Origin of the sequence: Actinomadura sp. 3N508 (assembly GCF_044326375.1) — a bacterium.
In the GTDB taxonomy this organism is placed as follows: Bacteria; Actinomycetota; Actinomycetes; order Streptosporangiales; family Streptosporangiaceae; genus Spirillospora.
In genome coordinates this window covers 126,991-153,193 of record NZ_JBIRAX010000009.1, presented here as the reverse complement: position 1 = coordinate 153,193, position 26,203 = coordinate 126,991, and the positions used below count along the sequence as shown (strand labels likewise).

Below are 26,203 nucleotides of genomic sequence, written 5' to 3'. Positions count from 1 at the left end.
ACGTCCCGTTCCCCTGCTGCACGGCGTCCTGTTCACCTTCAGCCTGACGCGGCGCCTTCAGTCTTGGGTTGCGTGGCCAGATGGGCGACCAGGGCGCGGGCCTCGCGGACGAGGTCGGATGAGGCCTTGCGGGACGCGAGTTCCTCCAGTTCTGGGATGGGGCCATGGGCACCGGACCAGCGGGCGGTCCGCAGGCCGAGGGCGATCAGGCGTTTCAGGCCGTGCACGGGGCGCTCCCCCGGCCCCGGGCACAGGACGGGCAGCGCGGCGGCGATGACGTCCCAGACCGCGGTGTAGGCGCCGGCCTCCGCCGCGCGTTCGAGGGCCTCGATGATCCTGGCCGGCTGGATCTCGCCGTCGCGCGCGAGGCGTCCGATCTGGCGGCCGAGTTCGGCGGCGGGCAGGTCGCCGCGGGCGGCCATGGTGAGCAGCGCCCGGTCGGCCTCGGCATGCCTGCGCTCGCCGAGCCGGCGCGCCAGAAAATGCGCCACGGCCCCCGCGAACGGCCCGTCTCCCGGCGTCAGCTGGAGGAGTTCACCGACCGGCGTCCCGTAGCCGAAGGAGATCATCCCGTGCCGCAGTTGCGGCAGGATGTGCGCCGCGACGACGTCCGGATGGGACGGCAGCATCCGCGGCCAGATCCGCTGGTGGTAGCCGTGCGCGTCGTAGACGTACCCGGGCGCGGCCGTGAACACGGCGTCGACCAGCGGCAGCCCGGTCGGCGGCGCGCTGACCACGGCCTCCAGGCGATCGTGTTCCAGCGGCCGCATCGAGACCTCGGGGACGGGCAGCCCGCCCTCGGCCAGCCATCTCGCGGCGGTCCGCCCTTCCGGTGAAGTCAGCCCGGCCGCACGCCGGACCGCGTCGGGAGGGATGTCGCGGGGCAGCCGCAGAAGTGCCTGCTGCAGGTCGGCGGGCCCCGGGTCGGCGCCCGCCGCATGGAGCCGCTCCAGGCGCTCCACGAGCGCGAGCGGGTCGAGGTGCCCGGTCGGCTCCGTGGGGACGGACAGGAGGAACGGCGGCGGCGAGCCCTTCTCGACGGCGGCGTAGATCTCCGCGCAACGGTGCAGGTAGAGCAGATGCAGGGCGGAGACGCCTCGGGGCGGCGGAAGCCTGCCGTGCCAGTTCGCGGGCACCGGCGCCGTCCCGGTCAGCAGCCGTCCGGCCGCCACGAGCCATTCATGGGGATCCGTCCAGAGGTCGTCCGACTCCAGGCGCGGGTAGAAGTTCGGCCGCAGGACGGGCGCGAGCGCGGCCCGGACGGTATCCGGGCCGTCATGGGCGAGCCGGACGAACCCGTCCATCACCCGCTCTGTTCCGGCCCAGTCGAGGAAGCTGTTGCCGAAGGCAAGGGCCAGGTCGGCGCCGGTGGTGATCGGCGGCGGGAGCGCGGGCAGCGGGTCGGCGGGCGGGGGCGCGGTGAGCGGGGGCGGCGGCTCGGCGGGCGGTTCGGGCCGGGCCACCTCGCCGCCGAAGCGGGCGGCGGCCTCGGCGCCGAGGTCGGGCGGGAGCAGCGGGACGGCGGCGGCGATCGGCGCCGCGTCGGCCGGCGCGGGGAGCTTGAGCGCGACGCGGACCGCGCGCCGCTGCACGCTGTAGGACTCGTGCGCGAACGCCTGGGCGAGGGCGGTGGCGCAGTCGTCGGCGAGCCCCGGCCGCCGCTGGACGGTCTGCTCCAGCCACGACAGCCCCGACTTCACGAGCCCGGACTCGGCGCGGAACAGCACCCCGTCAAGCGCCTCCACCACCTGCCGGGACGGCAGCCCGGGGACCTCCCTGAGCAGGTCGAGCGCGATGTCGGCGACCGGGCCCGGCGCGGCCGGGAGCAGCCGCACGTAGTCGAGCGCGTGCGCGCGGACCTCGCGTTCCCTGACGGCCGGGTCGGCGGGCAGGAGCAGGGCGTGCAGCCGGACGAAGAAGCGCAGGTCGGCTGCCGTCCCGCCGCGCAGGAAGCGGCGGACGCAGCCGTCCAGGAGCAGCCGCCGGTCGACGGTGCCCCGGTCGGCCATGGTGGCGAGGGTCCGCGGCCAGGACGGGTTGTCGCGCAGCCGGCGGCCGACGCCGTCGGCCTCGAAGATGCGCGGCAGCAGGAAGGGCAGCAGCGGATCCTTCGGGCGGGGCGGCCCGGAGATCACCCAGCCCACGACGAGCGGGTCGTGCTCGGGCGGCTCGATGCCCGTCTCGGCGAGCAGCGCCAGCGCGAGGTCGAGCCCGATGTACTGCGGGCCGCGCAGCCGGAGCGTGAGCCGCCGCGCGAGGTCGGCCAGCCACGCGTCGTCGCGGTCGGCCCAGAGGTCGAGGAGGAGGCCGGTGTCCCGGTGGTCGCCGGACCAGCGGGTGTTGAGCTCGCGCCGGTTGAGCCAGGTCGCGACCGCGGACGCGCCGGTGAGCGTGCCCGCGCCCGCGGCGCGGAAGGCGGGCGCGTAGTCGTCGATGGGTTCCCAGGGTTCGCGCCGGGCCCTGACCTGCTTGAGGTGGCCGGGCAGTGCCTTGGCGACCGCGCGGCGGGCGGCGGGGTCGAGATCGCGGACGGCCCCGGCGACCGCCCGCGGTTTCTGCTCGTCGATGAGGACGGCGATCGTCTCCCACGCGCGGGCGCCGTCCAGGACCGGTAAGTGCGTTGCGCTCGGCATGCCAGGGACACTAGAGCCCGCCACCGACAGTTTGGCTCCGGGTCAACTACGCAGTCAGGTTCCTGTCGGTATGGGCTGGTTTCGCCTCAACCGACAGTGCGGAGCGCCTGCAAGGGCAGCGGCCGGACGGGCCGCTCCGGCCCGCTGGACTGGATCTCGCGCCCGCTCCCGCACAGCGCCTCCACGACGTGCGCGCTGAGCGCGCTGTCGATCGGATGCGGGACGGGAACGCCGTTGGAGTCGAGCTTCTGGTACTTCGTCAGGTTGAGCGCGAACGTGATCTGGCGCGCGCCGCCCGCCGACGCCAGCGACTGGGTGCCCGCCCCGAAGACCACGCCGTCATGGCCCCAGAACGTCCCGCACGGCAGTTCGGTGGAGTAGAGCCCGAGGCCGTAGTTCAGCAGGACGTTGCCGTCGGCGTCCTTCGCCGGGACGGTGCGCTGCATCTCCGCCAGCGCGGCCTTGCCGATGAGCCCGCCGGTGAGGAGCCTGCGGTAGAAGCGGTTGAGGTCGTCCGTGGTGGAGACGAGTGCGCCCGCCGTCCATGCCCAGCTCATGTTGAACGTGCTGTAGTCGCGGGGTGGTTTCACCTGCTGGTAGAGCGACTCGTACATCCGCGAGTGCGGCCCGTCGATGTGCGGATCGGACGGAAAGTACGTGTGCTTCAACCCGGCCTTGCCGATGACGTTCTCGGCGATGTACTTCTCCGCCTTCGTCTCTGTGACCTTCTCCAGGAGACGTCCGGCGATGACGTAGTTGGTGTTGGAGTAGGACCAGCGCTCGCCCGGCTCACCGGTACGCGGCGCCTGCATGCCCCACTTGATGAGCTGCTCGGGTGAGAGCTTCCGCAGGCGGTTCTCGTCCAGGCTCTTGGGAGAACCTTCCGTCAGCGACGGGAACGCAAGGGCCACGTAGTCGCCGATGCCGCTGGTGTGGTTGAGGAGCATCCGGACGGTGACCTGCTTGCCGGGCCGTCCGGGGAACACCTCGGGCAGGTACCGGCCGACCGGCACATCGAGCCCTATGCGTCCCTTCTCGACCTGCTGAAGGATCGCCGTGGCGACGAACGTCTTGGTGATGCTTCCGGCCCGCTGCCGCATCTGCGGCGTGACGGGCCGCCCGGTCCGGGTGTCGGCGACACCGGACGCGCCGTCCCACGCGGTGCGCCCGTCCCGGACCGCGGAGAACAGCCCGGTCATGCCGGCCTCGTGCGTGGCGTCGAGGGTGGCGCGCAGCTTCGCCGCGTCGGACGGCCCGGTCGGCGGCAGCCCCGTGGCCGCGCCGGTTCCGCTGCCCGCGACGGCCGGCGACGCCGTCAGCGCCACCACGAGCCCGGCCGCGGCGCCCCACGCCGCGCCGGCGCCCGCGAGCCGCCGCCCCTGCCGCCCGAACCGCTTCGCCATCGCCCTCATCTCCAGTCGTCCGGCCCGTCCAGAGAAAGTCTCACGGAGATCATCGGCGCTGTCATCCGACTACGGAAGGAACCCGGCTCGTCCCGGAACGTGCCACGGCCGGGCCCGCAGGTCAGGCCCGGCCGCGCTCAGCCGTGAGTCCGTACGTCGGTTCGGTGGTCAGTCCGGCAGGTTAGTTCAGCAGCAGCTCAGCTCAGCAGGTCGGCAAGGGTCTCGCGCCGGGACGGATGGCGCAGCTTGTGCATCCCCTTGGACTCGATCTGCCTGATTCTCTCGCGCGTCACCCCGTAGACCTTGCCCACCTCTTCGAGCGTCTTGGGCTCCCCGCCGGAGAGCCCGAACCGCATCGAGATCACGCCCGCCTCCCGTTCGGTGAGCGTCTCCAGCACGGCGTCAAGGCGCCCGCGCAGCATCGAGGACGCGACGACGTCGGCGGGGTCGCCGCCGTCCGGGTCCTCGATGACGTCGCCGAGTTCACCGTCGCCGTCCTCGCCGAGGGGGGTGTGCAGCGACAGCGGCTCGCGGGCCTGCCGGCGCAGCCATTCCACCTTCTCGGGCGTGATGTCCAGCTCAACCGCCAGTTCCTGCGACGTCGGCTCCCGGCCGAGGTCCTGCATCATCCGCCGCCGGACCCGCGTCATCCGGTTGAGCACCTCGACGACGTGCACGGGGATGCGGATCGTCCGGCTCTGGTCGGCCAGCGCGCGGCTGATCGCCTGCTTGATCCACCACACCGCGTAGGTGGAGAACTTCAGGCCACGGCGGTACTCGAACTTCTCCACGGCGCGGATCAGCCCGAGATTCCCCTCCTGGACGAGGTCGTTGAGCGGCAGGCCATGGCCCATGTAGCGCTTCGCCAGCGAGACGACGAGGCGGAGGTTCGCCTCGACCATGTGCTCCTTGGCGCGGCGCCCGTCGGCGGCGATCCACTCCAGGTCGGCACGGTCCTGAAGGCTGAGGTCGTCTGCGGCGGTTTCGAGTCGTTCACGGGCGAACAGTCCGGCCTCGATGCGCTTGGCCAGGTCGACCTCCTGCTCGGCGGTGAGCAGCGCGGTGCGGCCGATGCGCGAGAGGTAGTCCTTCATCGGGTCGACGAGATTCACGGTCGCTCGCGGAATCCCACGGGGGGCCGCGCTGGGCGCGTCGGTGGCGTTCAGGGCGGTGTCCTTTGTTCGTCCGGCCGGGAGGGAACGGGTCACCCGTTCTCAGTACCCGATCGCACAACATCTCGAACCAGGTGGCGTGCCTCTTCCTACGAGACGGTGATGACCAGTAGGAGGTCTCCTGCCTGGACTTGGGTCACGTCCGGGACGGCCAGGCGGGCGACCTTGCCCGCCGCGGGGGCCGTGATCGCGGCCTCCATCTTCATGGCCTCGATGGTGGCGACCACGTCTCCGGCGGCGACCTCGTCGCCCTTGGCGACGCGGAGGGTCACCGAGCCGTCGAAGGGGGCCGCGACATGGCCGGGCTCGGACGGGTCGGCGCGCTCGACCGGCGGCGCGTCCGACACGACGGACTTGTCGCGGACGGAGAGCGTCCTGAGCTGGCCGTTCACCGTGCAGATGACCTGCCGGACGCCCGCCTCGTCGATGGCGCCGACCGCCTCCAGCCCGGCCAGGACGCGCACGCCGGGTTCCAGGTCGAACGCCACCTCGTGCCCGGTGCGGAGCCCGTAGAGGAACGGGTTCGTGGGCAGGACGGACAGGTCCCCGTAGGCGGCGCGGGCTTCGCGGTATTCCTTCGCCGGCCCGGGGAAGAGAAGGCGGTCGAGGGTGTCGCGTACCTGGGGGCCGTCCAGGGCCTTCTCTTCGTCACTGGTGAGTTCGGCACGGGCGGGCGTGTACTGGCGTCCCGCGAGGGCCTTGGTGCGGAACGGCTCGGGCCAGCCGCCGGGCGGGTCGCCCAGTTCGCCGTTCAGGAAACCGATGACGCTGTCGGGGATGTCGTAGCGCTCCGGGTTCTGCGCGAAGTCGTCGGGGTCGGCGCCCGCCGCGACCAGGTGCAGGGCGAGGTCGCCGACGACCTTGCTGGACGGGGTGACCTTCACGAGCCGCCCGAGGATCGCGTCGGCCGCCGCGTACAGGCGCTCGATCTCCTCGAAGCGGTCGCCCAGGCCGAGCGCCACGGCCTGCTGCCGCAGGTTGGACAGCTGCCCGCCCGGGATCTCGTGCTGGTAGACGCGTCCGGTCGGCGACGGCAGGCCCATCTCGAACGGCGCGTACAGCTTCCGGACGGCCTCCCAGTACGGCTCCATGACGGTGAGCGCGTCCAGGTCGATTCCGGTGGCGTGGCCGGTGGAGTCGGTCGCGGCGACGATCGCCTGGAGGGGCGGCTGGCTCGTGGTGCCCGAGAGCGGCGCGGCGGCCCCGTCGACGGCGTCGACACCGGCCTCGATGGCGGCGATGTAGGTGCCGATCTGGCCGCCCGCCGTGTCGTGAGTGTGCAGATGGACGGGCAGGTCGAAACGCTCGCGCAGAGCCCCGACGAGCGTACGGGCGGCCGGGGCGCGGAGCAGGCCGGCCATGTCCTTGATGCACAGGATGTGGACACCCGACTCGACAAGCTGCTCTGCAAGGCGCAGGTAGTAGTCGAGCGTGTAGAGCCGCTCGTCCGGGGAGGAGAGGTCGCCGGTGTAGCAGAGCGTCCCTTCGACAAGCGCATGCGTCTGCAGGGCGGCGTCGATGGCCGGGCGCATGCGTTCCACGTCGTTCAGTGCGTCGAACACACGGAAGATGTCGACACCCGTACTGGCCGCCTCCTTCACGAAGGCACGCGCGACCGAGTCTGGGTACGGGGTGTAGCCGACGGTGTTGCGGCCACGCAGAAGCATCTGGATGCACAGGTTCGGCGCGGCCTCACGGATCGCGGCCAGCCTGTCCCAGGGCGACTCGCCCAGGAAGCGGAGTGCGACGTCGTACGTTGCGCCTCCCCACGCCTCGATGGACAGAAGCTGCGGGGTCATACGGGCCAGGTAGGGCGCGGCTGCGAGCAGGTCGTAGGTGCGGACGCGGGTGGCCAGGAGCGACTGGTGCGCGTCCCGGAACGTGGTGTCGGTGACGGCCAGGGCGCTCTGGGAGCGGAGCTGCTCGGCGAACGCGCGCGCGCCGAGCGCGAGGAGCCGGTCCCGCGAACCTTGCGGGAACGGGGCGTCCATGTCGAGCGGCGGGAGCTTCGTCGCCGGGTCCAGGGCGGTGGGCGCCTCGCCGTGCGGCTTGTTGACGGTCACGTCCGCCAGGTACCGGACGAGCCGCGTCGCACGGTCGCCGCTCGACCGGGCCGTGAGCAGCTCGGGATGGTCGCCGATGTAGGACGTCGTGACGCCGCCAGCGCGGAAGTCGGACTCTTCTAGCAGCGCCTGAAGGAACGGGATGTTCGACGCTACGCCGCGGATACGGAACTCCGCGACGGCACGGCGTGCCCTGCGCACCGCCTCCTCGAACGTCCGGCCGCGGCAGGTCAGCTTGACCAGCAGCGAGTCGAAGTGCGGTGAGATGATCGCGCCGCCGTAGGCGGTGCCCGTGTCCAGGCGGACGCCCGCGCCGCCCGGCGACCGGTACGCCGAGATCTTGCCGGTGTCGGGACGGAAGCCGTTCGCGGGGTCCTCGGTCGTGATGCGGCACTGGACGGCGAAGCCGCTGACCGTTACCTCGTCCTGCGCGATGCCCAGGTCGGCGAGCGTCTCGCCGCCCGCGACGCGCAGCTGGCTCTGCACGAGGTCGATTCCGGTGACCTCCTCGGTCACGGTGTGCTCGACCTGGATGCGCGGGTTCATCTCGATGAAGACGTGCTCGCCGCGGTCGTCCAAGAGGAACTCCACGGTGCCCGCGTTCTCGTAGCCGATCTCCCGGGCGAAGCGGACGGCGTCGTCGCAGAGCCGCCGCGCGATCTCCGCGTCCAGCCCGGGCGCGGGCGCGATCTCCACGACCTTCTGGTGGCGGCGCTGCACGGAGCAGTCGCGTTCGCGCAGGTGGACGATGTGCCCGGCGCCGTCCGCGAGGATCTGCACCTCGATGTGGCGCGGCCGGTCCACCGCCTGCTCCAGGAACACGGTCGGGTCGCCGAACGCGCTCTGCGCCTCGCGGCGGGCGGTGTCGACGGCGGCCTCGAGGTCTTCGCGGTGGTCGACGCGGCGCAGCCCCCGCCCGCCGCCCCCGGCCGCGGCCTTCACGAACAGCGGGAAGCCGACCTCGTCGGCCGCGGCCAGCTCCCGTCCGGGCTCGGGCGTCGCCGAGCGGAGGACGGGCAGGCCGGCGCGCCGCGCCGCCGCGACCGCCTCGATCTTGTTGCCCGCGAGGCTCAGCACCGTCGACGGCGGGCCCACGAACTTGATCCCGTTGCGCTCGCACGCCTCCGCCAGCTCGGGGCTCTCCGACAGGAACCCGTAGCCGGGGTAGACGGCGTCTGCGCCGACCCTGAGCGCGGTGTCCACGATGCCGTCGACGTCCAGGTACGCGCGGACGGGGTGGCCGTGCTCGCCGATCTCGTACGCCTCGTCCGCCTTCTGCCTGTGCAGGGACAGCCGGTCCTCGTGCGCGTAGACGGCGACGCTGGCGATGCCGAGTTCGTAGGCCGCGCGGAAGGCGCGGACGGCGATCTCGCCACGGTTGGCGACGAGCAGCTTCGTGATCACGTGGTTCTCCAGGAGACGGCGGCGTGGGGGCGGCGGAATCTTCCAATACCTACCCAGTTGTGCGGTCAGGACCGCCGCTCAGGCCAGCCGAGCGCCGCGAACAAAGTGACAGATCCCGGCCTGCGGGAAAAAAGTGCGTTTGTTCACGACCCGTGTTCGCGGCCCGGCCGTCAGCCGCCGCGGCGGGCGCCTCGCCAGATGGTGACGCCGGCGACGACCGCCGCCGTGACGAGCCCCACCAGGGAGCCGACGAGGAAACGCGACCGGGACTCCGCGGGCGCGAACGCCACCCAGGCGACGCAGACGGCGATCCAGAAGCCGAAGTAGCAGGAGATGAAGAGGTAGAAGCGCCTGCTAGCAAGGAGCCGCGTGGCAGGCGCCCTGGGCGACTTCCCCAGGGCCGCGTCCGCATCCGGGCTCGCCGCCTCCGGACGCATGAAGACCACGCGGTCGTCCACGAACGTGACGAGCCGCGCGGCGAACTCCTCAGGCGTGCCGAACTCGTCGCCTGGGTCGGCCCCGGATTCGGCGACGTAGGCGGCGAGGTCGTCCACGGTCTCGGTGACCTCGTCCTCTGGGACGCCGCTGTCACGCAGCCGTCCTGCCAGCTCGTCGAAATAGGCCGTCGTCATGAGGGAGCTCCTAGGGGGCGGGCACCTGCGCACTGATTCATGCAACCTAGCCCCGCAGGCGGGCGGGCCGTGGCCGGAACAGGACGCGGGCTAAACGGAACGATCACTCGGAATAGCGATAAAGATCTTGCGGTTGCAACTACCGTGCGAAACCGGCGCCCCGGGTAGCACCCATGTCCACGCCCCATGGAGGTGAACCGTGCCGAGCAGCATCCCCAGGACCCGCGGCCACTCGCAGCGCGAACACGTGAAGACCACGTCGCTGCGCGCCCTCGCGGTCGCCGCGCGATTGGAACGCAATCACGCCCCGGAGGGTCCGCCGGGCAACGCGGACGGCCGGGCGGAGCACGCCGCGGAACGCCACACGGACCGCCGCAGCCCCGACCCGGCCTGACCCACCCGATCCAGCCATCCAGCCGATCTGAGGCCCCTGTGCACGCCACAGGGGCCTCGGCGTTGCTACGCAGGAGCCGCTTGAGCGGCCACCGCTTTGAAGAGCCCACGCACGGCGGCGCGCGCGCGTGCCGGCCCCAAGGTCTCCACCATCGCCGTGAGGTGCTCCGCGCCCAGGACGGCCAGCAGCGCGTGCGCCTGAGCATCCCCATCGGTGATGACGGTCTGGTCGAGCAGGATGGTCAGGTGCCGATGCCAGAAGCCGTAGGCGCCGATGCGGTACCGCGCGCCCGGCGACGCCGTTTCCGACATGCGGACCAGGGACAGATGGCCCAGCACATAGTCCAGGTAGGCGTCGGCGAAGGCGAGCAGCCGTTCGGACGGCGGGGCGGCCGCGTCCCCTCCCCCCGGGCCCAGCGGCGCGGGGCCGGAGAGTATCGCGTCCTGGAGGTCGCGTTCGCGTTCGTCGAGCAGGGCGACGGCCAGCCCTGCCTTGTCGCCGAACCGGCGGAAGAGGGTTCCCTTGCCGACGCCGGCCGCGGCGGCGACCGTGTCCATCGTGACCGACTCGACGCCGTGCCGGGCGAAGAGCGCGGCGGCGGCTTCGAGCACTTTGGCGCGATTCCGCGCGGCGTCCGCCCGCTCTTTGGGCGGCGGCGTGCGCATCAGTTTCAGGTCGACGCGCCTGCCACCGGCCGGACCACGGTCCATCACGTTCCCCTCCCCCTCCTATTCGGACTGTAGTCCACTTGCTGTCGTCATGCCACCGCGCTAGATCAACTGCTCGGCGGAGCGCCTACCATCATCTGGCCATAGGCTGGTGCACGTCTGCCGACGAGCCGGATTCGACGGGGAGCGAGTGGTGTGACGGACAGGACGATGCCGGACGCCCTTCCACTACGGTCGGGCGACCCGACCGAGCTGGGCGGGTACGAGATCCTGGGCCGCCTGGGCGAGGGCGGTCAAGGCTCGGTGTTCCTGGGCCGGCGGGCCGGTGAACCCGCTTCCCTCCCCGCGACGGACCATGTCGCCATCAAGCTCCTCCACGGCGGGCTCGCCGGAGACGATTCCGCCCGCGCGCGCTTCGTCCGCGAGCTAGAGGTCGCCAAGCGCGTGGCGCGGTTCTGTACTGCACAGGTCCTCGACGCCGACGTGGCGGGCGACCAGCCCTACATCGTCAGCGAGTACGTCCCCGGGGTGACGCTGCACCACGTGGTGCGCACGGAAGGGCCCCGCACCGGCGGCGCCCTGGAGCGGCTCGCCGTCAGCACCCTGACCGCGCTCACCGCGATCCACCAGGCCGGGATCGTCCACCGCGACTTCAAGCCGCACAACGTGGTGATGGGCCCTGACGGTCCGCGCGTCATCGACTTCGGCGTGGCGCGCGCGCTGGGCGCCGCCGGGGAGACGCAGAACGTCGGCACGCCCGCCTACATGGCGCCCGAGCACTTCACCGGCGGAGAGGTCAGCACCGCGTCCGACATGTTCGCCTGGGGCACGACCATGGCGTTCGCCGCCACGGGACGCCCCGCGTTCGGCAACGACGAGATGGCGACGGTCATGCACCGGATCCTGACCGGCGAGCCGGAGCTCGGCGATCTGTCCGGCCCCATGCGCGACCTGGTGTCCGCGTGCCTTGCGAAGGAGCCCGCGCACCGTCCGACCGCCCGCGAGGCCCAGGAAAGGCTGGTCGGCGCGTCCACCGGGACGTCACCTGGCGCGTCGCCCGTCCAGCCGCTGCCCGCGTTCCCAGGGCTCCCGGCCAATCTCCCGTCGCCACAGGCGCAGGCCACGCCGCCCGGGTCGAGCCCAGGTTCGACGGATCCGCACGCCGCCCCGCACGCCATGGCCGGGGCGGTCCTCCCGCCCGACCACGTCACGGACCCGTCCGCCCCACCGCACAGGACGGCCCCGCACCCCCCGCCCTACGAGCCCGTGGGGCACCCGCAGGGCGCGCCTGGCATGCCGCCGCCGTTCCCTCCTGGCCCGTCCCAGGCGCATGGGCCTGGCGGCAGGAAGCGCGGACGCCTCATCCCCATCGCGGCGGCCGCCGCAGTGGCGGCCACCATCGCGGGCGGTACCGTCTGGGCCGCGACCAGCTCCGGTGAAGGCAAGGGCAACGAGCAGCAGGTGGCCGCGTCCAACGACGCCCAAGGCTCCCAGGGCGGCCCGGCCGCCAATCCGACCGGCCCCGGCGGTACGCCCCAGAACCCGGCGAACACGAAGCCGGGGCAGCCGCACGGCAACCGGAACCCGGCGGGTCCGAACCCGTCCCAGAAGCCCGGCGTGCCACCGCAGGGAGGCTCCACACCGTCCCAGGGCGGCGGTGGGGGCGGCGGAGGCGGGGGAACACCGCCCAGGGAACCGGCCAACAAGTACACCCCGCAGCAGGCGTGCAACAGCGGCGGCCATGGCGGCGGCTACTACATCCAGCGCTCGATGCGCGTTTCCGGCGGCATCGCCTATCTGCTCTACAACAGCTCCACCTACAACTGCGCCGTCACGATGAAGACCAGCAATGTCGGAACGAAATCCTCGGTGTCGACCTGGATCCAGAAGCAGGGCGGAAGCAAGATTTCCGACAGCGGCTCGTTCGCCTGGTACGCAGGGCCGGTGTACGTGAAGGCGCCCGGCGCATGCGTCCGTTTCGGGGGAAATGGCGGCACCGCCCCATACGGCAATTGCGGCTGATCACCCGACATAGGGCAAAAGTAAAGGCCACCCTCGCGCCTGGGGTGGCCTCTGCTCTGTTGGCGGACGGGTCGACGCTCGGTTCCCCGGAGCCGACCCGTCGCGTTTTCAACTGGCCGCCAGGGCGCGCGCCCTAGGTGAGAGCTCGTCCCCCTGTAGCGTGATCGGGCGGCGGCCGTTCGGCGGGTTCGGACGTATCAGTTCCGGGAGGCGATGAGATGGTCGAAGTCGCCGTCCTTTGCACCAAGGATGAGCGCTTCGATCTCGGGGCGGGTGTATATGAGGGCCGGGCCCTCGGGATGACGAGAGTTGCGCATCGCCACCTGCCCTCCGGGCAGCTCGGCGATCTCGACGCAGTTCCCTTGGGAGTTGCTTCGCCGGGACTTCAGCCATCGGGCCCCTTGCAGGTCCGTGGCCGGCATCCCATTGTCGTAATCGGTTTGGAGCATCATGTCTCTCTGAGAAAATCACCGAGAAGCTCGACGGTGCGCTCCGGGGTCGCACTGTCGACGCACAGGCGTTCCATCGCCTGCAGATAGGTGTCGACGTCGTCTCGCTTGTCCAGGTACATAGCGCCGGTGAGGTTCTCGACGTAAACCACGTCCGGCAGGTCCTGCTCGGGAAAGCGCAGGATCGTGAACGCGCCTCCCTCGGCCGCGTGGCCTCCGAACCTGAACGGCATGATCTGGATGGTGACGTTGGGCAGTTTGGACATCTCGATGAGGTGTTCGAACTGGCCCCTCATCACCTCCGGGCCTCCGATGGGGCGTTTCAGCGCCCCTTCGTCCACCACCGCCCACAGGCGCGGAGCGTCCGGGCCCGTAAGGCGTCCCTGCCGTTGCATGCGCAGTTCCACGCGCTGGTCGATCTCTTGTTCCGCGGCCCCGGCGTTGCCCAGGCGGATCACCGCTCGCGCATACCCCTCCGACTGCAGCAGTCCCGGGACGAACTGCAGTTCATACGTGCGGATCAACGCCGCCGACTCTTCCAGGCCCACATAGGTCTGGAACCAGCCGGGCAACACGTCGTTGTACCGGTGCCACCAACCGGGGGTGTTGGCCTCCCGCGCCAACTGCAGCAGCGCTTCGCGTTCTGTCTTGTCGCTGACGCCGTACAGCGAGAGCAGGTCGTCCACGTCACGTTCTTTGAAGCTGACTCGTCCGAGCTCAAGGCGGCTGATCTTCGACTCCGACGCACGGATGACGTAGCCGGCGTCCTGACGGGTCACGCCCTTCTGCTCACGCAGACGGCGAAGCTGTGACCCGAGCAGGATCCGGCGGACCGTCGACCCGCTTCCCGGCGTCTCTGGAGTCACGCCCAACCTCCCGGCTATTCGGCGGACAGCGAACCTAGTGTGCCACTGGCCTCTGTGTCCTGCGGTTACCTCCGATCACTTGCGTGCGGTCCACGCCGCCCCACACCCTCACGACGCAGATGCACGTGCATTGGGCCTTGCATTCGCACGCTACGATGCGCAGGATAACGCACGAGACTTCCAAGCCACGGCTGCACAACAAGATCACTTTGCGGGGTCCGGTTGGAATGACGTCACGCCACGCGCACGACGACACGCGGTGGGGGTTCGGTCCGCTCTGCGGACCGGCCGATCCGCACGGCCATGCCGCCCCGTCGACTCCCGTCCCAGAGTCGTCTGACCTGCCCCAGAACCTGGACGCGGCCGTCACCGCCCTCACCCAGCCGAAGGATCCGGTGGTCTCGTTCACCGTGGAGCCCGACCCCGAGTCGGTCACCGCGGCCCGTCATTTCGCCACGTCGCAGCTCACCGAGTGGGGCCTGCCCGATCTGGCCGACGACGTGGGGCTCGTCGTCTCGGAACTCGTCACCAACGCACTGCGGCACAGCGGGGGGACCTCCCGCGGCCGGTCGGGCGACGACGTGCACCGCGAGGGCGTGTACGACGACCCGGCCGATCCGCTGGGCTCCGCCCCATCGGCGATCAGGCTGCGGCTGCGCCACGAGGACCCATGGCTCCTCTGCGGAATCATGGACGCGAGCCGCTCCGCGCCGCGCCGCAGGGAACCCGACTACATCGCAGAAACGGGACGCGGCCTGCACCTGGTGGAGTCGTTCAGCGCCCGCTGGGGTTGGCGCGCTCTGCCACAAGGAAAAATGGTGTGGGCACTGTTCCGTACCTCCTGAGTCGCGCGTAACGGCGCGTCACAGGGGTAACAAAGAAGTTCCCTGCCCGGTGCCCCAGAAACGACCGGGCCCCCGACAAACGACCGGCTCCCTGAGGAACGACCGGCAGAGAGGAGCAGCGGTGGACTTCGCCGTCGAGCATCGCGTCGAAAAGGGCCTCACGGTCGTGAAGATCAGCGGCGAGATCGACGTCTTCACCAGCCCCCGCCTGCGGGAGGCACTGCTCGGCATCATCGACAACGGCGGCGCGCATCTGGTCATCGACCTCGGCGAGGTCACCTTCCTGGACTCCACGGGCCTCGGCGTGCTGGTCGGCATCTACCACCGGCTCCGCGCGCGCGAGGGCTCGATGTCGTTCATGGGCGTCAACGACAGGGTACGCCGCGTCTTCCACGTCACCCAGCTCACCAAGATCTTCGTCCTGCACCGCTCGCTGGAGGACGCCATCGCGGCCCACGAGTCCGCCTAGCCGTCCTGATCATCGCCGTCCCGCTCCCGTCTCCCCGCCGTCTCCCCGCCTGCTCCCCGCTGCCGCAGGTTCTTGCCGCCATTCGCCCTCATTTGGCTGGGTTCGCTCTCACCGGTTATCCACAGTTCGCACGGACGCGCCCGCCGTCGCGAGTACCCGGTACGGTGAAGACCGAGATCAAGCCCGCCGCCTGGGCACGTCCCTCCGACGCGCGCGGTGCTGTCCGCCAGCCGACCCATCGAACGGACGGGAGCGCTCCGTGGCAGAACAGCCGCTGCATGAGCACACGCTCGGCAATGGCCTCCGCGTGGTGGTCTGCGAAGACCACGTCGTACCACTGGCCGCCGTGAACATCTGGTATGGAGTGGGCTCACGGCACGAACGTGCAGGCCGGACGGGGCTCGCCCACCTCTTCGAGCACCTGATGTTCCAGGGCTCGGCGAACGTCGCCGAGGGCGAGCACGCCGCGCTGCTGGAGAGCGCGGGCGCCGCGTTCAACGCCAGCACGTCGTTCGAGCGCACGAACTACTACGAGACGGTCCCGGTCAGCCATCTCGACCTCGCGCTCTGGCTGGAGGCCGACCGGATGGGCACGCTGCCCGCCGCGCTCACCCAGGCCAACCTCGACAACCAGCGCGACGTCGTGAAGAACGAGCGCCGCCAGCGCTACGACAACCAGCCCTACGGGACGGCGTTCGAGCGGCTGTGCGCGCTGACGTTCCCCGCCGGGCACCCGTACGCGCACACGCCGATCGGCTCCATGGAAGACCTCGACGCCACCACCCTCGAAGACTGCGCCGACTTCTTCGCCACCTGGTACGCGCCGGGCAACGCCGTCCTGTCCGTCGTCGGCGACGTCGACCCCGAGAAGACCCTCGCCGCGGTGGAGCGCTACTTCGGCGGGCTCCCGGCGGGCCCGGCGAAGCCCCCGTCGCGCCCCGGCGAACTCGGGCCGCTGGCCGGCATCCGCGAGGAGATCCTCGACGAGGACGTCCCCTCCCCCGCCTACTTCGCGATGTTCACGCTGCCCACCGACGGCGGCGACGACATCGAGGCAGCCGAGCTCGCGGTCGAGATCCTCGGCGGCGGCTCCGGCTCCCGCCTCTACGACCGGATGGTCCGGCGCGACGAGATCGCCACCGAGGTGTGGGCCGGGGTGACCCGGCTGGCGTCCGGCCAGTCCCTCGCGATCGTCGACGCGATCGGCCCCGAACCCGACAAGATCGCCGCCGTGCTGGACGAGGAGCTCGAGCGGTTCGCCGCCCACGGCCCCGACGCCGACGAGTCCGCCCGCGCCACCGCCCAGGCCGAGCGGGGCTTCCTGGAGCAGACCGAGACCGTCACCGGCCTCGCCAACGCGCTCTCGCAGAACGCCACCCAGTTCGACGACCCGGCCCGGGTCTTCACCGCCCCCGGCCGCGCCGCCGCCGTCACCGGGGACGCGATCAAGGAGATGGCGGGCCGCTGGCTCGCGCCCGGCGGCCGCACCGCCCTGACCTATGGAGGCGCCTCATGACCAGCGGCCTGGACCTGCAGCCCCGTCCCGTCCCGGGGCCCGTCCCGGCCTGGGCGTTCCCGGCCGCCGGCGCGGGCCGCGTCCCGGCCGGGCCGGGCACCCTCCGGTGCGACCTGCCCGGCCGCCGTCTCGCCGCGGTCCGGCTCGTGCTGCACGCGGGCGCGGGCCGCGAGCCCGGCGACCTCGACGGCGTCGCGACGCTCACGGCGCGCGCGCTGCTGGAGGGCACCGAGCCCGGCGGCGGCACCGCGCTGACCGCCGCGTTCGAGCGGCTCGGCGCCAGCCTGTTCGCCTCCGCCGACCTGACCGCGCTGCGCATCGCGCTCGACGTCCCGGTGACGCGGCTCGACGCGGCCCTTGAGCTGTTCTCCTCGGTGGTCCGGCGCCCCGCGCTCGACGACGCCGACATCCGCCGCCTCGTCCGCGAGCGCCTGGAAGAGATCGCGCAGGAGGACGCCGACCCCGGCTCCCGCGCCATGCGCGAGCTCCGCGCGGTGATGTTCCCCGCGCAGGCCAGGGCGTCCCGCCCCACCGGCGGCAGCCGCACCTCGGTCGGCGCGCTCCAGGGCGCCGACGTCCGCGGCTTCTACGGCTCCGTGGTGCCCGCTGAGGCCACCGCGGTCGTCGCCGGCGACCTGTCGGGGGTGGACGCCGACGCGGCCCTCACAGCCGCGCTGGAGGGCTGGGCGAACACCGGCGAGCCGCTGCCCACCGCCGACCGCGTCCTGCCGGAGTCCGCCGCCCGTATCGTCGTCGTCGACCGTCCCGGTTCGGTGCAGACCTACCTCGGCTTCGGGCACGGCGTCCCCGACCGCTCCCACCACGACTGGCCGTCCCTGATGGTCGCCTCGCACGTGCTCGGCGGCGGGCTGACGTCCCGGCTCAACGCGGTGCTGCGCGAGGAGAAGGGCTACACCTACGGCATGCGGGCCGGTCTGCTCCGCATCCGGCACTGCGGCCTGTTCATCGCGCAGGGCGCCGTCCACACCGAGGTCACCGCCGACGCCGTCACCGACGCGCTGACGGAGCTGCGCGGCATCCTGACCCGCGGCATCGACGCCGACGAGCACGGCTCGTCCGTCCGCGCGCTGGCCGACCGGGCGCCCGCCGAGTACGAGACGGCCCGCGCCGTCGCCGCCGAGCTGGCCGACGTGTCCGCCAACGGCCTGGGCGCCGACTACCCCAGCGCCTACCTGGCCGCCGTCCGCGCATCCACCCCGGACGGCGTCGCCAACGCCTACCGCAAGCACATCGACCCCGAGGCCCTGACCATCATCGCCGTAGGCGACGCCACCCAGATCCGCGAACCCCTGGAGAAGCTCGGCTACGCCCCGGTCACCGTCACCGCCAAGGAATAGACACCCCACGAAATAGGCCCGGAGATCCGCTTTCCGACCCGAACCGATGGCATGGTGGACTAGGTCTCATATGCGGTGGGCCGGACTCGTGCCGGGAAACGCGTGCTGACTCACGCGGGGAACGTCCTCGCGGTCGGAAGAGGGGAACGCCGGTGTCCTACGGGCAGATGGCGGGCGGCGGACCGTCCGTCGACACGATCCTGTCGGAGCCGAACTGCAAACCCGGCGGCGTCGTGGCGGGCAAGGTGCACCTGCGCGGCGGGGCCGGGCCCGTGGAGATCCGGCACGTGACGCTGGCGCTGATGCCGCGCATGCAGAACGGCTACGGCGGCGAGACGGCCGGCCCCGAGGTGTACCGGGGCGCCCTCACGCGCGGTTTCCGGCTGGACGCCGCCCAGCCGCGCGACCTGGCGTTCTCCATCCCGCTGCCGTACGAGCTGCCGTTCACCACCGTCCTCGGCCACGAGCTGCCCGGCTTCACGATCGGGATGTGCACGGAGGTCGACGCGAAGGGCCAGCCCGACCCCGGCGACGTCGACCCGATCTCCGTGGAGCCGCTGGAGTCGCAGCAGTGGGTGCTCGCCGCGATCGCCCGGCTCGGCTTCCAGATCACCAACGTCACGTTCGAGGAGTCCAAGCTGCGCGGCGTCTCGCAGCAGCTCCCGTTCCACCAGGAGATCCACCTCAACCCCCCGTCCTCGTACGCGGGCCGGATCGACAAGGTCGGCCTGAGCTTCGTCGCCAGCCCCCGCAGCATGGCCTTCGTCCTCCGCGCCGAAGACCGCGAGCCCCCGCGCGACGAGTCGTTCGGCGTGTTCCAGGTCCCGCACGCCGAAGCCGCCGAGACCGACTGGAACGCCAAGATCACCCAGTGGCTGGAGGCCGCGGCCGCGCTGCCGCGCAAGTCCCGAGGCGCCCCGACACCTCCCCCGGGCCAGGCGCCGCTGCCGCCCCCCGGCGGCCACTCGCCGTTCCCGCCACCGCCCCCGGCCCCAGGGCAACCCGCCGCCGCGTCCTACGGCGGCCCCAGCGAGTACGGCAGCGCCGCCAACGCGCACTTCCCGCCGCCTGCTCCACCGCCCGGCCAGGCACCGTCCCCCATGCACAGCCCGTCGCACGCGCCGCCCCCACCCGGCCCCCACCAGGCTCCGCCCTCTCCTGGTCATCACCAGGTTCCGCCGCCTCCCGGCCCCCACCAGAGCCCGCCCCCGCCTGGCCCGGCTCACACGCCGCCCCCTCCCGGCCCCGGTTACCCGCCGCACAACCCGGGCGCCCAAGGCTTCCCGCCACCGCCCCCAGGGGCGGCACCGCACCACTCCCCCATGCCCGGTCACCACGCGCCGCCCCCTGGAGGGCCTCCTCCGCCCGCGCCGGGTGGCCCCGCGCCCTACCCGCCGCCGAGGCACGCCGGTCCGCCCCCGCCCGCCCCGGCGGGCCCCGCGCCCTACCCGCCCGCTCCGCCCGGTCATGCGGGCCCGCCGCCCGTGCACGTCCATCACGGCTCGCCGGGCTACCGCGGCCACCACGGGCATCACGGGCACGGTGTCGCCGCCGCCGGTCTGGTCGGCGGCGCCGCCGCGGCCGGGATCGCGGGCGGCATAGCCGTCGGCGCGGTGGGCGACGTGGCCGGATACGCGGGCAACGTGGCCGGCTATGTCGCCGGCCAGCCCGTGGACGCGTTCGGCAACGCGGTCGCCGGATACGCGGGCCAGGCCGCCGGCCAGATCGCCGGCAACATGGCCGCCGACGTAGCGGGCGGCGTCGCGGGCGACGTGGCCGGCGAGATCGCGGGCGGCGCGGCGGAAATCCTCGGCGGCCTCCTCGGCGGCCTCTTCGGCTGAACGACCCCCGGCACGCTGGAGCATCGGCGACCGGCCCGCCGGCCGGCGGCGGGGAAAATCCGGAGGGTTTTGGACGAGATCTGTTGCGGTCTCGGCCAACGGGGCCGTGTGTGGTTATCGTCGTGACCATGACCACCCTGATCCTGGTCCTGCTCTGCCTTGCGATCGGCGGACGTGAGCTGTATCTGGCGTCCGACAAGCGGCTCCCTCGCGCGCAGGCGGAGCTGCGCGAACTGCGTAGCCAGGTGTCGGAGCTGGTGCGGCGGCACGAGGCGCTCTCGGCGGTGGTGAACGAGGCGACCGAGCCCGCCGGGATCCCGATCCCGCCGCCACCGCGTCCCGAGGTCCCGGACACGGACGTGCTCGACCGGCTCGACGCCCTCACCGGACGGGTCGAGCGGCTGGAGAAGGAGTTCGGCGACATCTCCGGCGAGCTCGCGGGCGTCGATCTCGACCGCGACGCGCAGCACGCCCTGGCCCGCTCGCTGGACGCGGTGGAGCGCGACGTCCTGGAGCTGCACCAGGAGATGCTCGACCGCCTCGACCGCGAGGAGGGCGTCGTCAACGGCGTCGTGCTCAGCGAGGAGGGCGAGGCGGAGGCGCTGCTCGCCGGCGCGTACGAGCGGTGCGCCGCCGAGTACGGGCTGCGCGTCCGGGTGCGTGACCAGCGTTCCGCGCAGGCCACCGGCGCCTATCGCGGAACGGTCTACCACCTTTCTGGACGCCGCCCCGAGGTGCTCGCCGAAGACCTGCTCTCGTATGTCCGGGGTTTGTACGACCCGCACGACTCGTCCGCCCTCAACGCGCTGCTGACCGAGCTGGCTGCGCTGCGCGGCGGGGGCGTCGCGCGGTTCGGGCCGTTCACGGCCGTCAGTACGCAGACCGCGCTCGTCTGCGGCGTGCTGCCGGACGACGCGCCGCCGACCGAGCCGTGGCAGCTCGTGGACCGGCTCCGCGAGCTGCCCGCCGACCGGCAGAGCGACCTGTCCTGGCTGCGCTCCGACGACTAGCCGCGCTCCGGCGCCTAGGGGCGGACGAAGCGCGGCGCGCCCTCCGTGCGGTCCACGCCGAACGCCAGCAGGCAGCGCGGCACGCGGCCCGCGTCGATCTGCAGGCACAGGCCGAGCCCGAGGTCCGGATCGACGAAGACCACGCGCCGGAGCGCCCACAGCGCCCTGCGGGTCCGGGACCGCGTCTCCGGGCGCGGCACCTCGTGCAGCGTCGCCGTGACGACGTGGCCCGCGTAGCGCCATAGCCCCGCGGAGTCCAGCACGCGGACGCCCGCCGAGGTCAAGTTCGCGACGATCACGACGCCGCTGTCGTCGTCCTCCGGGATCGGCGGCACCGGCACGCCCTGCCCGGGCAGGTCGCGGGGCGCACGCGGCCCGCCCACCGCCCGGTGGTAGCGCAGCGGGTCGAGCGTGTCGATGACGAACGCCCCGGCGTACGGTTTCGACGCCCGGGGCGGGCCGACCCGTCCACCGGGCGGGGCCTGGAGCGACACCGGCCTCAGGTGGGCGCTGAGGTCGAACACCATTCCGGCGTCGTCCAGCCACACGGGGACGCCGAGTTTCGCGGCCGCCTTCCGGTCGACGGCGTCCATGGTCCGCCACAGGTCGTCGGTCTGGTGCGACAGCCGCCCCGCCATGCCCAGGCCGGGGAACGCCCCCTCCAGGACCGCGAGCGTGGCCCGCCACGTGGTGCTGCTCACGAACTCGGCCACGAACGCGTCCGCCAGCGCCTTGCGCCGGGCGGGATCGGCCATCGGGCCCGGGGTCGCGGCCGTCTCCTGCGGCTCTCCCCAGCGCGGCTCCGGGACCGCCGACCAGTGCGGGTCGGGTGCCGTGGTCATGGACGGCGGCTCGGCCGCCAGGCCCTTTCCCGGCAGGAACGGCTCGTCGGCGGCGCGTTCATGCCGGCCCGGGAATTCGCGGGCCGGTTCGTGCTGCCCCCACGATGCCGGGGTGTCTCTGGGCGGCGGTGCTTCTTGCGCGGGCCGGGCCGGCGGCGGCTCTTCGGCGCTGGGCTCATGCGGTACCCAGAGCGGCGTCTCCTGTGCCGGGTCGGCGGGGGCCTCATGGCGCCCGCGTGCCGGTGGGACCTCGGGGGGAGGGGTCTGGGACGTCCACGAAGGCTCGGCGGCCGGTTCGTGGGGCGTCCAAGAGGCACCCCAGTTCGGCGGCGGCTCGGGGCGTTGCTCTTCGGTGGCCGGGGGTTCCGGCTGCGGTGCCGCAGGCTCGGCCGGTGGCTGGACGGGGACCCAGTCCGAAGGGGGCTGGGCGTCTTCGGGGGTCGCGGGGGGCGGGCCCGCCACGCGGACGTCCTCCGGATATGGGCCGGGACGCGGCGGTGCGGCAGGGTCCCGTTCCGGGGGGCCGGGGGCCGGGTCTTCGGGTTCGGGGCTCGGACGGTCACGCGGGCCGTTTCTCACGTTCCGATCCTGCGCTCAGATCAAGATCATCGGCAAGGTCATCGGCTGCTTTCAGGGGTACCGAACAGGGCCGTGCACAGGGCTTCGAGGCCGTCCGGGCCGCCGTGCGCGGGCAGGACGGTGAGGATCGGCTCCGGCTCGGTGTCCAGGCGCAGCCGGACGGCCACCTCCCGGTGGAGCGGCTCGTCGGCGCCCTGAGCGGCGGCGATGTCCCCCAGGCCGACGGAGATGATCTCGGGGAGGTCGACGACGAGGGGCTGCTCGCCGGCGGGCAGCACGTCCAGCCAGAGGTCGAGGACGCGGCGGGCGAGGCCGTTGAGGAGGCGCCCCCACGCTTCCACGAGATCGGGCGGGACGTGCTCGGTCTGCAGTTCGGGCAGCCCGTATCTGGCGAGGCCGTTGGTGGTGAAGTAGAAGCCGTCCGGGCCGGACGTGTGCGGCAGCAGCATCCAGTCGGTGAGCCGGACGGCGCCGTCCGGGCCGGGCAGGGAGCGTTCCAGGTGGCCGAGCGTGAGGATCTGCGGGGTGAACACGTCGACGACGGGCGCGCCCAGCGCGGCGGCGACGGCGCCCGCGACCGTCCGGGCGGACCATTCGTGCGCGGGCGGGCGGCCAGGACGGTACGCGGCGCTGACGGCGAGGATGTGGGGGGCGGCGTCGACCGCCGCGAGGTCGGCGGGCGCGGCTCCGTAGGCGGCGAGGAGGTCGCGGGGCAGCGGCGGGAACTGGGACGCGGGACGCTGGTCGAGGGTCAGCATGGGGCTGTCGAGCATGCCGAGAACGAGGCCGCGCAGCGGCGGGGCGGTGCGCCGCGCGACCTCGTCGTGGGCCGTCCGGGCCGGGTCGGCCAACGGTTCGGGGAGTGCCACGGCGTAGGTGCCGTAGAGCGTCTCCGGGACCGGCAGCGTCAGATTCTCACCCAACAGATTCCCCCGTGGGCAGCGATGAGCGGCGACACTATCGATCAGAGCCCACTGGAGCGTTGGAAACTATCCGTCGCGACGGGACATTTGCCTCACAGCACCGCCATGAACGCCTTGTCCGCGCAGGTCACCGTGGCGGGAGGGGCGTGGGGTAGTCGTGCTCGAACCACACGACCTTGCCCGGTTCGGCGCGGTGCGTCCCCCAGCGGGTGGCGAGGTGGGCGACGAGCTGGAGGCCGCGGCCCGTCTCGTCGGTGTCCTCGGCGTGCCGGAGCCGGGGCAGGTCGGCGCCGTCGTCGTAGACCTCGCAGAGCAGGGTCCGGCCCTTGATCAGGCGGAGCCCGATGGCGCCGGCGCCGTGCAGGAGCGCGTTGGTGACGAGCTCGCTGACCAGGAGCTGGACGGTGTCGGTGAGCGGTTCGAGGGCCCATTCGGCGAGCTTGGCGGCGACCTCTCCGCGCACCCACGGGACGGTGCCCGGCTCCGGGTCGAGCTCCCAGGCGGCGACATCTTCCTTGGGGATGCCGTCGAATCCGACCGCCACGATGGCGACGTCGTCGGCGGGCGTGGCCGCGCCGAGGGTGTCGAGGAGGGTGTCGCAGGTGAGGTCGAGGTCGGGGGTGGCGTCGGTGAGCCGGCCGCGCAGCTCCTCCAGCCCGTGGTCGATGTCGTGGCCGCGCCGCTCCAGCAGGCCGTCGGTGCACAGGACGAGCTGCGAGCCGTCCTCCACCTGGACCTCCATCGCCTCGAACGGTTCGCCGCCGACGCCGATCGGCACCCCGGACGGGACGGGCAGGACGCGGCTGTCGCCGAACGCCGACACCAGGACCGGCGGGACGTGCCCGGCATTGGCGAACGTGCACCGCCGCTCGACCGGGTCGTACACCGCGTACAGGCAGGTGGCGAGGTAGTCCTCGCCGAGCCGGCGGGCGAGGCCGTCGAGCTGGCGCAGCAGCCGGGCGGGCCGCATGTCCTCGGCGGCGAGGGTGCGGACCGCGGTGCGCAGCTGCCCCATGATCGCCGCGGAGGTGAGGCCGTGGCCCATCACGTCGCCGACGACGATGCCGAGCCGGCAGCCGGGCAGCGGGATGGCGTCGAACCAGTCGCCGCCGACCTTCGCGGCCTGCTCGGCGGGCCGGTAGCGGTACCGGACGCGCGCGCCCGCGACCTCCGGCGGGTCGTCGGGCAGCATGCTGCGCTGCAGTTCCTCGGCGACCTGGACCTCGCGCCGGTACAGCCGCCCGTTGTCGATGCACAGCGCGGCGCGGCGGCCCAGCTCGTCGATCATGGCGAGGCAGAGCTCGCCGAACGGCTCCCGGTCGGGCTTGCGCAGCAGCTTGAACGTGCCGAGGACGCGGCCGCGGGCGATCAGCGGGACGACCAGCAGCGCCCGGCCGGTGAACAGCGCCCGCAGCCCGTCGTCGCCGCCGAAGGACGCGGCGATCTCGGCCGCCTGCTCGGGGCCGACACGGGGGATGTGGACGGGCCGTCCGGTCCGCATGGCCTGGACGAACGGCGTGCCGGGCGACAGGAGCAGCGGTTCGCCTTCGGGGGTGGCGGCGTCCCAGCGTCCCGGCTCGTCGTTGTGGACGACCGCGACGCGGCGCATCTGGGTGGTCTCGTCGATCTCGTCGGCCGGCGGCGCCGAGTCGGCGACGACGCCTTCGAGCAACTCGACCGCGGCGAAGTCGGCGAGCCGCGGCACGAGCACCTCGGCGAGCGTCCGGGCGGCCTGCAAATGGTCGAGCGAGCTGCCGATCTGCTGACCGGCCTCGCCTAGATAGGTCAGGGGTTCCCTCACGGCCATCGTCTCCAATCCCTTCTCAGGGTGCGGACTCGGGTCGGGGGGCGGATACGGTGCATCCGGGCATGAACTGAACGGCGAGCGGGCTGCTCGGGGAGGCGGATCCGGTCGGAGCGGCGACTGGTCTGCTTGGGGCGGTCGAACTGAGCGGGGCGGCTCATCAGTACGGGGTGGGCGTCCGGCCTGGGGCGGGTCGGGCGGCGGCGGGTCGGCCCTGCTGGGCGTGCTGTTCGTTTCCGGCGGGGCGTTCGTTTCCGGTAGGGCCGCGCCCGTTTCCGGTGGGGCGGTCGTACCCGGTGGGGCGGTTGTGCGGGGCGGGGGTGGGGCGGTTCTGGGGACCGGGACGGGGCCGGGTGGCGCGGACGGCGCGCACGGGACGATCGGCAGCCGGACGGTCAGCCCGAGCGAGACGGCCGGGCTGCCGACGCCGAGCACCCGGGAGGCGATCCGCGCGGACGCGTCCGGGCTGAGCGCGGGGAGCAGTTCGGCCAGCCGCGCGGCGAAGGGCGCGGCGTACGGGGCGCCGTCCAGGCCGGACGACGGTTCCGCGAGCGCGGGCTCGACGCGCAGCAGCCGCGCACCGGACGCGCGGCACCCGTCGCCGCCCGGCCGCTGGACGGGCAGGTCGCCGATGGTGACGCCGGGGCCGTCCTGGCGTAGCCGGCGCAGGTCGGCGGCGAGCGCGAGCACCCGGACGTCATGGTCGCCGGGGCCGGGCTCGATGGGGTAGATCCACCAGCCGACCTCGGTGAGCACGCCGTCGTCGACGCGCGGCACGGTGCAGGCGCCGCACCAGACGTGGCCGAAGAGCCCGGGTTCGAAGACGCCGCGGTGCTCCGGCGGGAGCCGCAGCAGCGCGGCGGGCGAGCGGCCCACGGCCTGGAGCCGGGCGACGCCGAACAGGTCGACCGCGGTGTCGTCCCAATTGCCGATGCGCCCCCGCCCGTTCAGGGTGATGGCGGTCATCCGCGCCACACCGAGCAGGTCGGCGATGACCATGTGATGCCCCCTCCCGGAGCGAAGGATGCACGACGCTCCCGGCAACTCCTGGTAAAGGAGACGTTACCCCCTGTAAGAAGATCGCGCTGGGAGTCCGCAGAACTCGTCCGGCGAGCGCTCGCTCAGGCCCGCGCGGGTCACCGGCCGGCCGGTGCGCAGAAGGCGCGATCCAGGCGATGCACAGAAGGAAGGCGCCGCCAAGGTAGGGCGTGGGCCAGGAGTGGCCAGGGCGACGGGGCGTCCCCACTGGACGCTCCCCGGTGGCCCTCAGGTCGGTGTTCCGGGGCGGCGAACGGGCCGCTGAGGCCATG

Annotated in this window: 19 protein-coding genes; 8 read left to right on the top strand and 11 right to left on the bottom strand. The window is 72.7% G+C overall.

Annotation, left to right across the window (positions count from 1 at the left end):
- Positions 1-38: 38 nt before the first annotated feature.
- From ACH34S_RS29170 to ACH34S_RS29150, 5 genes are all read right to left on the bottom strand, one after another.
- Positions 39-2,633 carry a DUF6493 family protein gene (locus ACH34S_RS29170; protein ID WP_395956025.1) on the bottom strand — a complete coding sequence of 865 codons (2,595 nt, stop codon included), beginning with the start codon at positions 2,631-2,633 and terminating at the stop codon, positions 39-41.
- A gap of 86 nt (positions 2,634-2,719) precedes the next feature.
- Positions 2,720-4,036: a serine hydrolase domain-containing protein gene (locus tag ACH34S_RS29165; RefSeq protein ID WP_395956024.1), complete on the bottom strand. Its 1,317-nt coding sequence runs from the start codon at positions 4,034-4,036 to the stop codon at positions 2,720-2,722.
- 197 nt (positions 4,037-4,233) lie between these two features.
- A complete protein-coding gene (locus ACH34S_RS29160) occupies positions 4,234-5,130 on the bottom strand; it encodes an RNA polymerase sigma factor (RefSeq protein WP_395956023.1) in 897 nt (298 codons plus the stop codon).
- Positions 5,131-5,297: 167 nt separating this feature from the next.
- The gene (locus ACH34S_RS29155) at positions 5,298-8,675 is read right to left on the bottom strand and encodes a pyruvate carboxylase (RefSeq protein WP_395956022.1); all 3,378 of its coding nucleotides are present in this window, start codon (positions 8,673-8,675) and stop codon (positions 5,298-5,300) included.
- Between the two features lie 170 nt (positions 8,676-8,845).
- Positions 8,846-9,307, bottom strand: coding sequence for an HAAS signaling domain-containing protein (locus tag ACH34S_RS29150; protein WP_395956021.1), 462 nt, complete (start codon positions 9,305-9,307; stop codon positions 8,846-8,848).
- Between the two features lie 199 nt (positions 9,308-9,506).
- Here ACH34S_RS29150 and ACH34S_RS29145 point away from each other — a divergent pair, with 199 nt between their 5' ends.
- Positions 9,507-9,701 carry a hypothetical protein gene (locus ACH34S_RS29145; protein ID WP_395956020.1) on the top strand — a complete coding sequence of 65 codons (195 nt, stop codon included), beginning with the start codon at positions 9,507-9,509 and terminating at the stop codon, positions 9,699-9,701.
- 65 nt (positions 9,702-9,766) lie between these two features.
- Here ACH34S_RS29145 and ACH34S_RS29140 read toward each other — a convergent pair whose 3' ends face one another.
- On the bottom strand, positions 9,767-10,411 hold the full coding sequence (locus tag ACH34S_RS29140; RefSeq protein WP_395956019.1) for a TetR/AcrR family transcriptional regulator: 645 nt from the start codon (positions 10,409-10,411) through the stop codon (positions 9,767-9,769).
- A 153-nt stretch (positions 10,412-10,564) separates the two neighbouring features.
- On the opposite strand from ACH34S_RS29140, the gene ACH34S_RS29135 reads away from it, so the two are divergent.
- On the top strand, positions 10,565-12,391 hold the full coding sequence (locus ACH34S_RS29135) for a serine/threonine protein kinase (protein WP_395956018.1): 1,827 nt from the start codon (positions 10,565-10,567) through the stop codon (positions 12,389-12,391).
- Between the two features lie 197 nt (positions 12,392-12,588).
- Here the strand turns inward: ACH34S_RS29135 and ACH34S_RS29130 are convergent, their stop codons facing one another.
- Together ACH34S_RS29130 and ACH34S_RS29125 are read right to left on the bottom strand one after the other, a co-directional pair.
- The gene (locus ACH34S_RS29130) at positions 12,589-12,840 is read right to left on the bottom strand and encodes a DUF397 domain-containing protein (RefSeq protein WP_131967679.1); all 252 of its coding nucleotides are present in this window, start codon (positions 12,838-12,840) and stop codon (positions 12,589-12,591) included.
- Positions 12,840-13,661 carry a helix-turn-helix domain-containing protein gene (locus ACH34S_RS29125; protein ID WP_395956238.1) on the bottom strand — a complete coding sequence of 274 codons (822 nt, stop codon included), beginning with the start codon at positions 13,659-13,661 and terminating at the stop codon, positions 12,840-12,842. The genes ACH34S_RS29130 and ACH34S_RS29125 overlap by 1 nt, the downstream gene beginning before the upstream one ends.
- Before the next feature lie 272 nt (positions 13,662-13,933).
- On the opposite strand from ACH34S_RS29125, the gene ACH34S_RS29120 reads away from it, so the two are divergent.
- The 6 genes from ACH34S_RS29120 (at position 13,934) to ACH34S_RS29095 (ending at position 20,745) form a co-directional block, all read left to right on the top strand.
- A complete protein-coding gene (locus ACH34S_RS29120) occupies positions 13,934-14,551 on the top strand; it encodes an ATP-binding protein (RefSeq protein ID WP_395956017.1) in 618 nt (205 codons plus the stop codon).
- Between the two features lie 121 nt (positions 14,552-14,672).
- Complete coding sequence (locus tag ACH34S_RS29115) at positions 14,673-15,020, top strand: STAS domain-containing protein (protein ID WP_395956016.1); 348 nt, start codon at positions 14,673-14,675, stop codon at positions 15,018-15,020.
- A 259-nt stretch (positions 15,021-15,279) separates the two neighbouring features.
- Entirely contained in the window at positions 15,280-16,536 is a 1,257-nt protein-coding gene (locus tag ACH34S_RS29110) for a M16 family metallopeptidase (RefSeq protein WP_395956015.1), read from the top strand.
- Positions 16,533-17,894, top strand: coding sequence for a M16 family metallopeptidase (locus tag ACH34S_RS29105; protein WP_395956014.1), 1,362 nt, complete (start codon positions 16,533-16,535; stop codon positions 17,892-17,894). The genes ACH34S_RS29110 and ACH34S_RS29105 overlap by 4 nt, the downstream gene beginning before the upstream one ends.
- Before the next feature lie 152 nt (positions 17,895-18,046).
- On the top strand, positions 18,047-19,735 hold the full coding sequence (locus tag ACH34S_RS29100) for a sporulation protein (RefSeq protein ID WP_395956013.1): 1,689 nt from the start codon (positions 18,047-18,049) through the stop codon (positions 19,733-19,735).
- Between the two features lie 128 nt (positions 19,736-19,863).
- Positions 19,864-20,745 (top strand): hypothetical protein, encoded by an 882-nt coding sequence (locus tag ACH34S_RS29095; protein ID WP_395956012.1) that lies wholly within the window; start codon positions 19,864-19,866, stop codon positions 20,743-20,745.
- Between the two features lie 14 nt (positions 20,746-20,759).
- On the opposite strand, the gene ACH34S_RS29090 is transcribed toward ACH34S_RS29095, so the two are convergent.
- From ACH34S_RS29090 to ACH34S_RS29080, 3 genes are all read right to left on the bottom strand, one after another.
- Positions 20,760-22,049 carry a hypothetical protein gene (locus ACH34S_RS29090; protein WP_395956011.1) on the bottom strand — a complete coding sequence of 430 codons (1,290 nt, stop codon included), beginning with the start codon at positions 22,047-22,049 and terminating at the stop codon, positions 20,760-20,762.
- 155 nt (positions 22,050-22,204) lie between these two features.
- On the bottom strand, positions 22,205-23,089 hold the full coding sequence (locus ACH34S_RS29085; RefSeq protein ID WP_395956010.1) for a hypothetical protein: 885 nt from the start codon (positions 23,087-23,089) through the stop codon (positions 22,205-22,207).
- 127 nt (positions 23,090-23,216) lie between these two features.
- A complete protein-coding gene (locus ACH34S_RS29080) occupies positions 23,217-25,892 on the bottom strand; it encodes a SpoIIE family protein phosphatase (RefSeq protein WP_395956009.1) in 2,676 nt (891 codons plus the stop codon).
- Positions 25,893-26,203 lie beyond the last annotated feature (311 nt).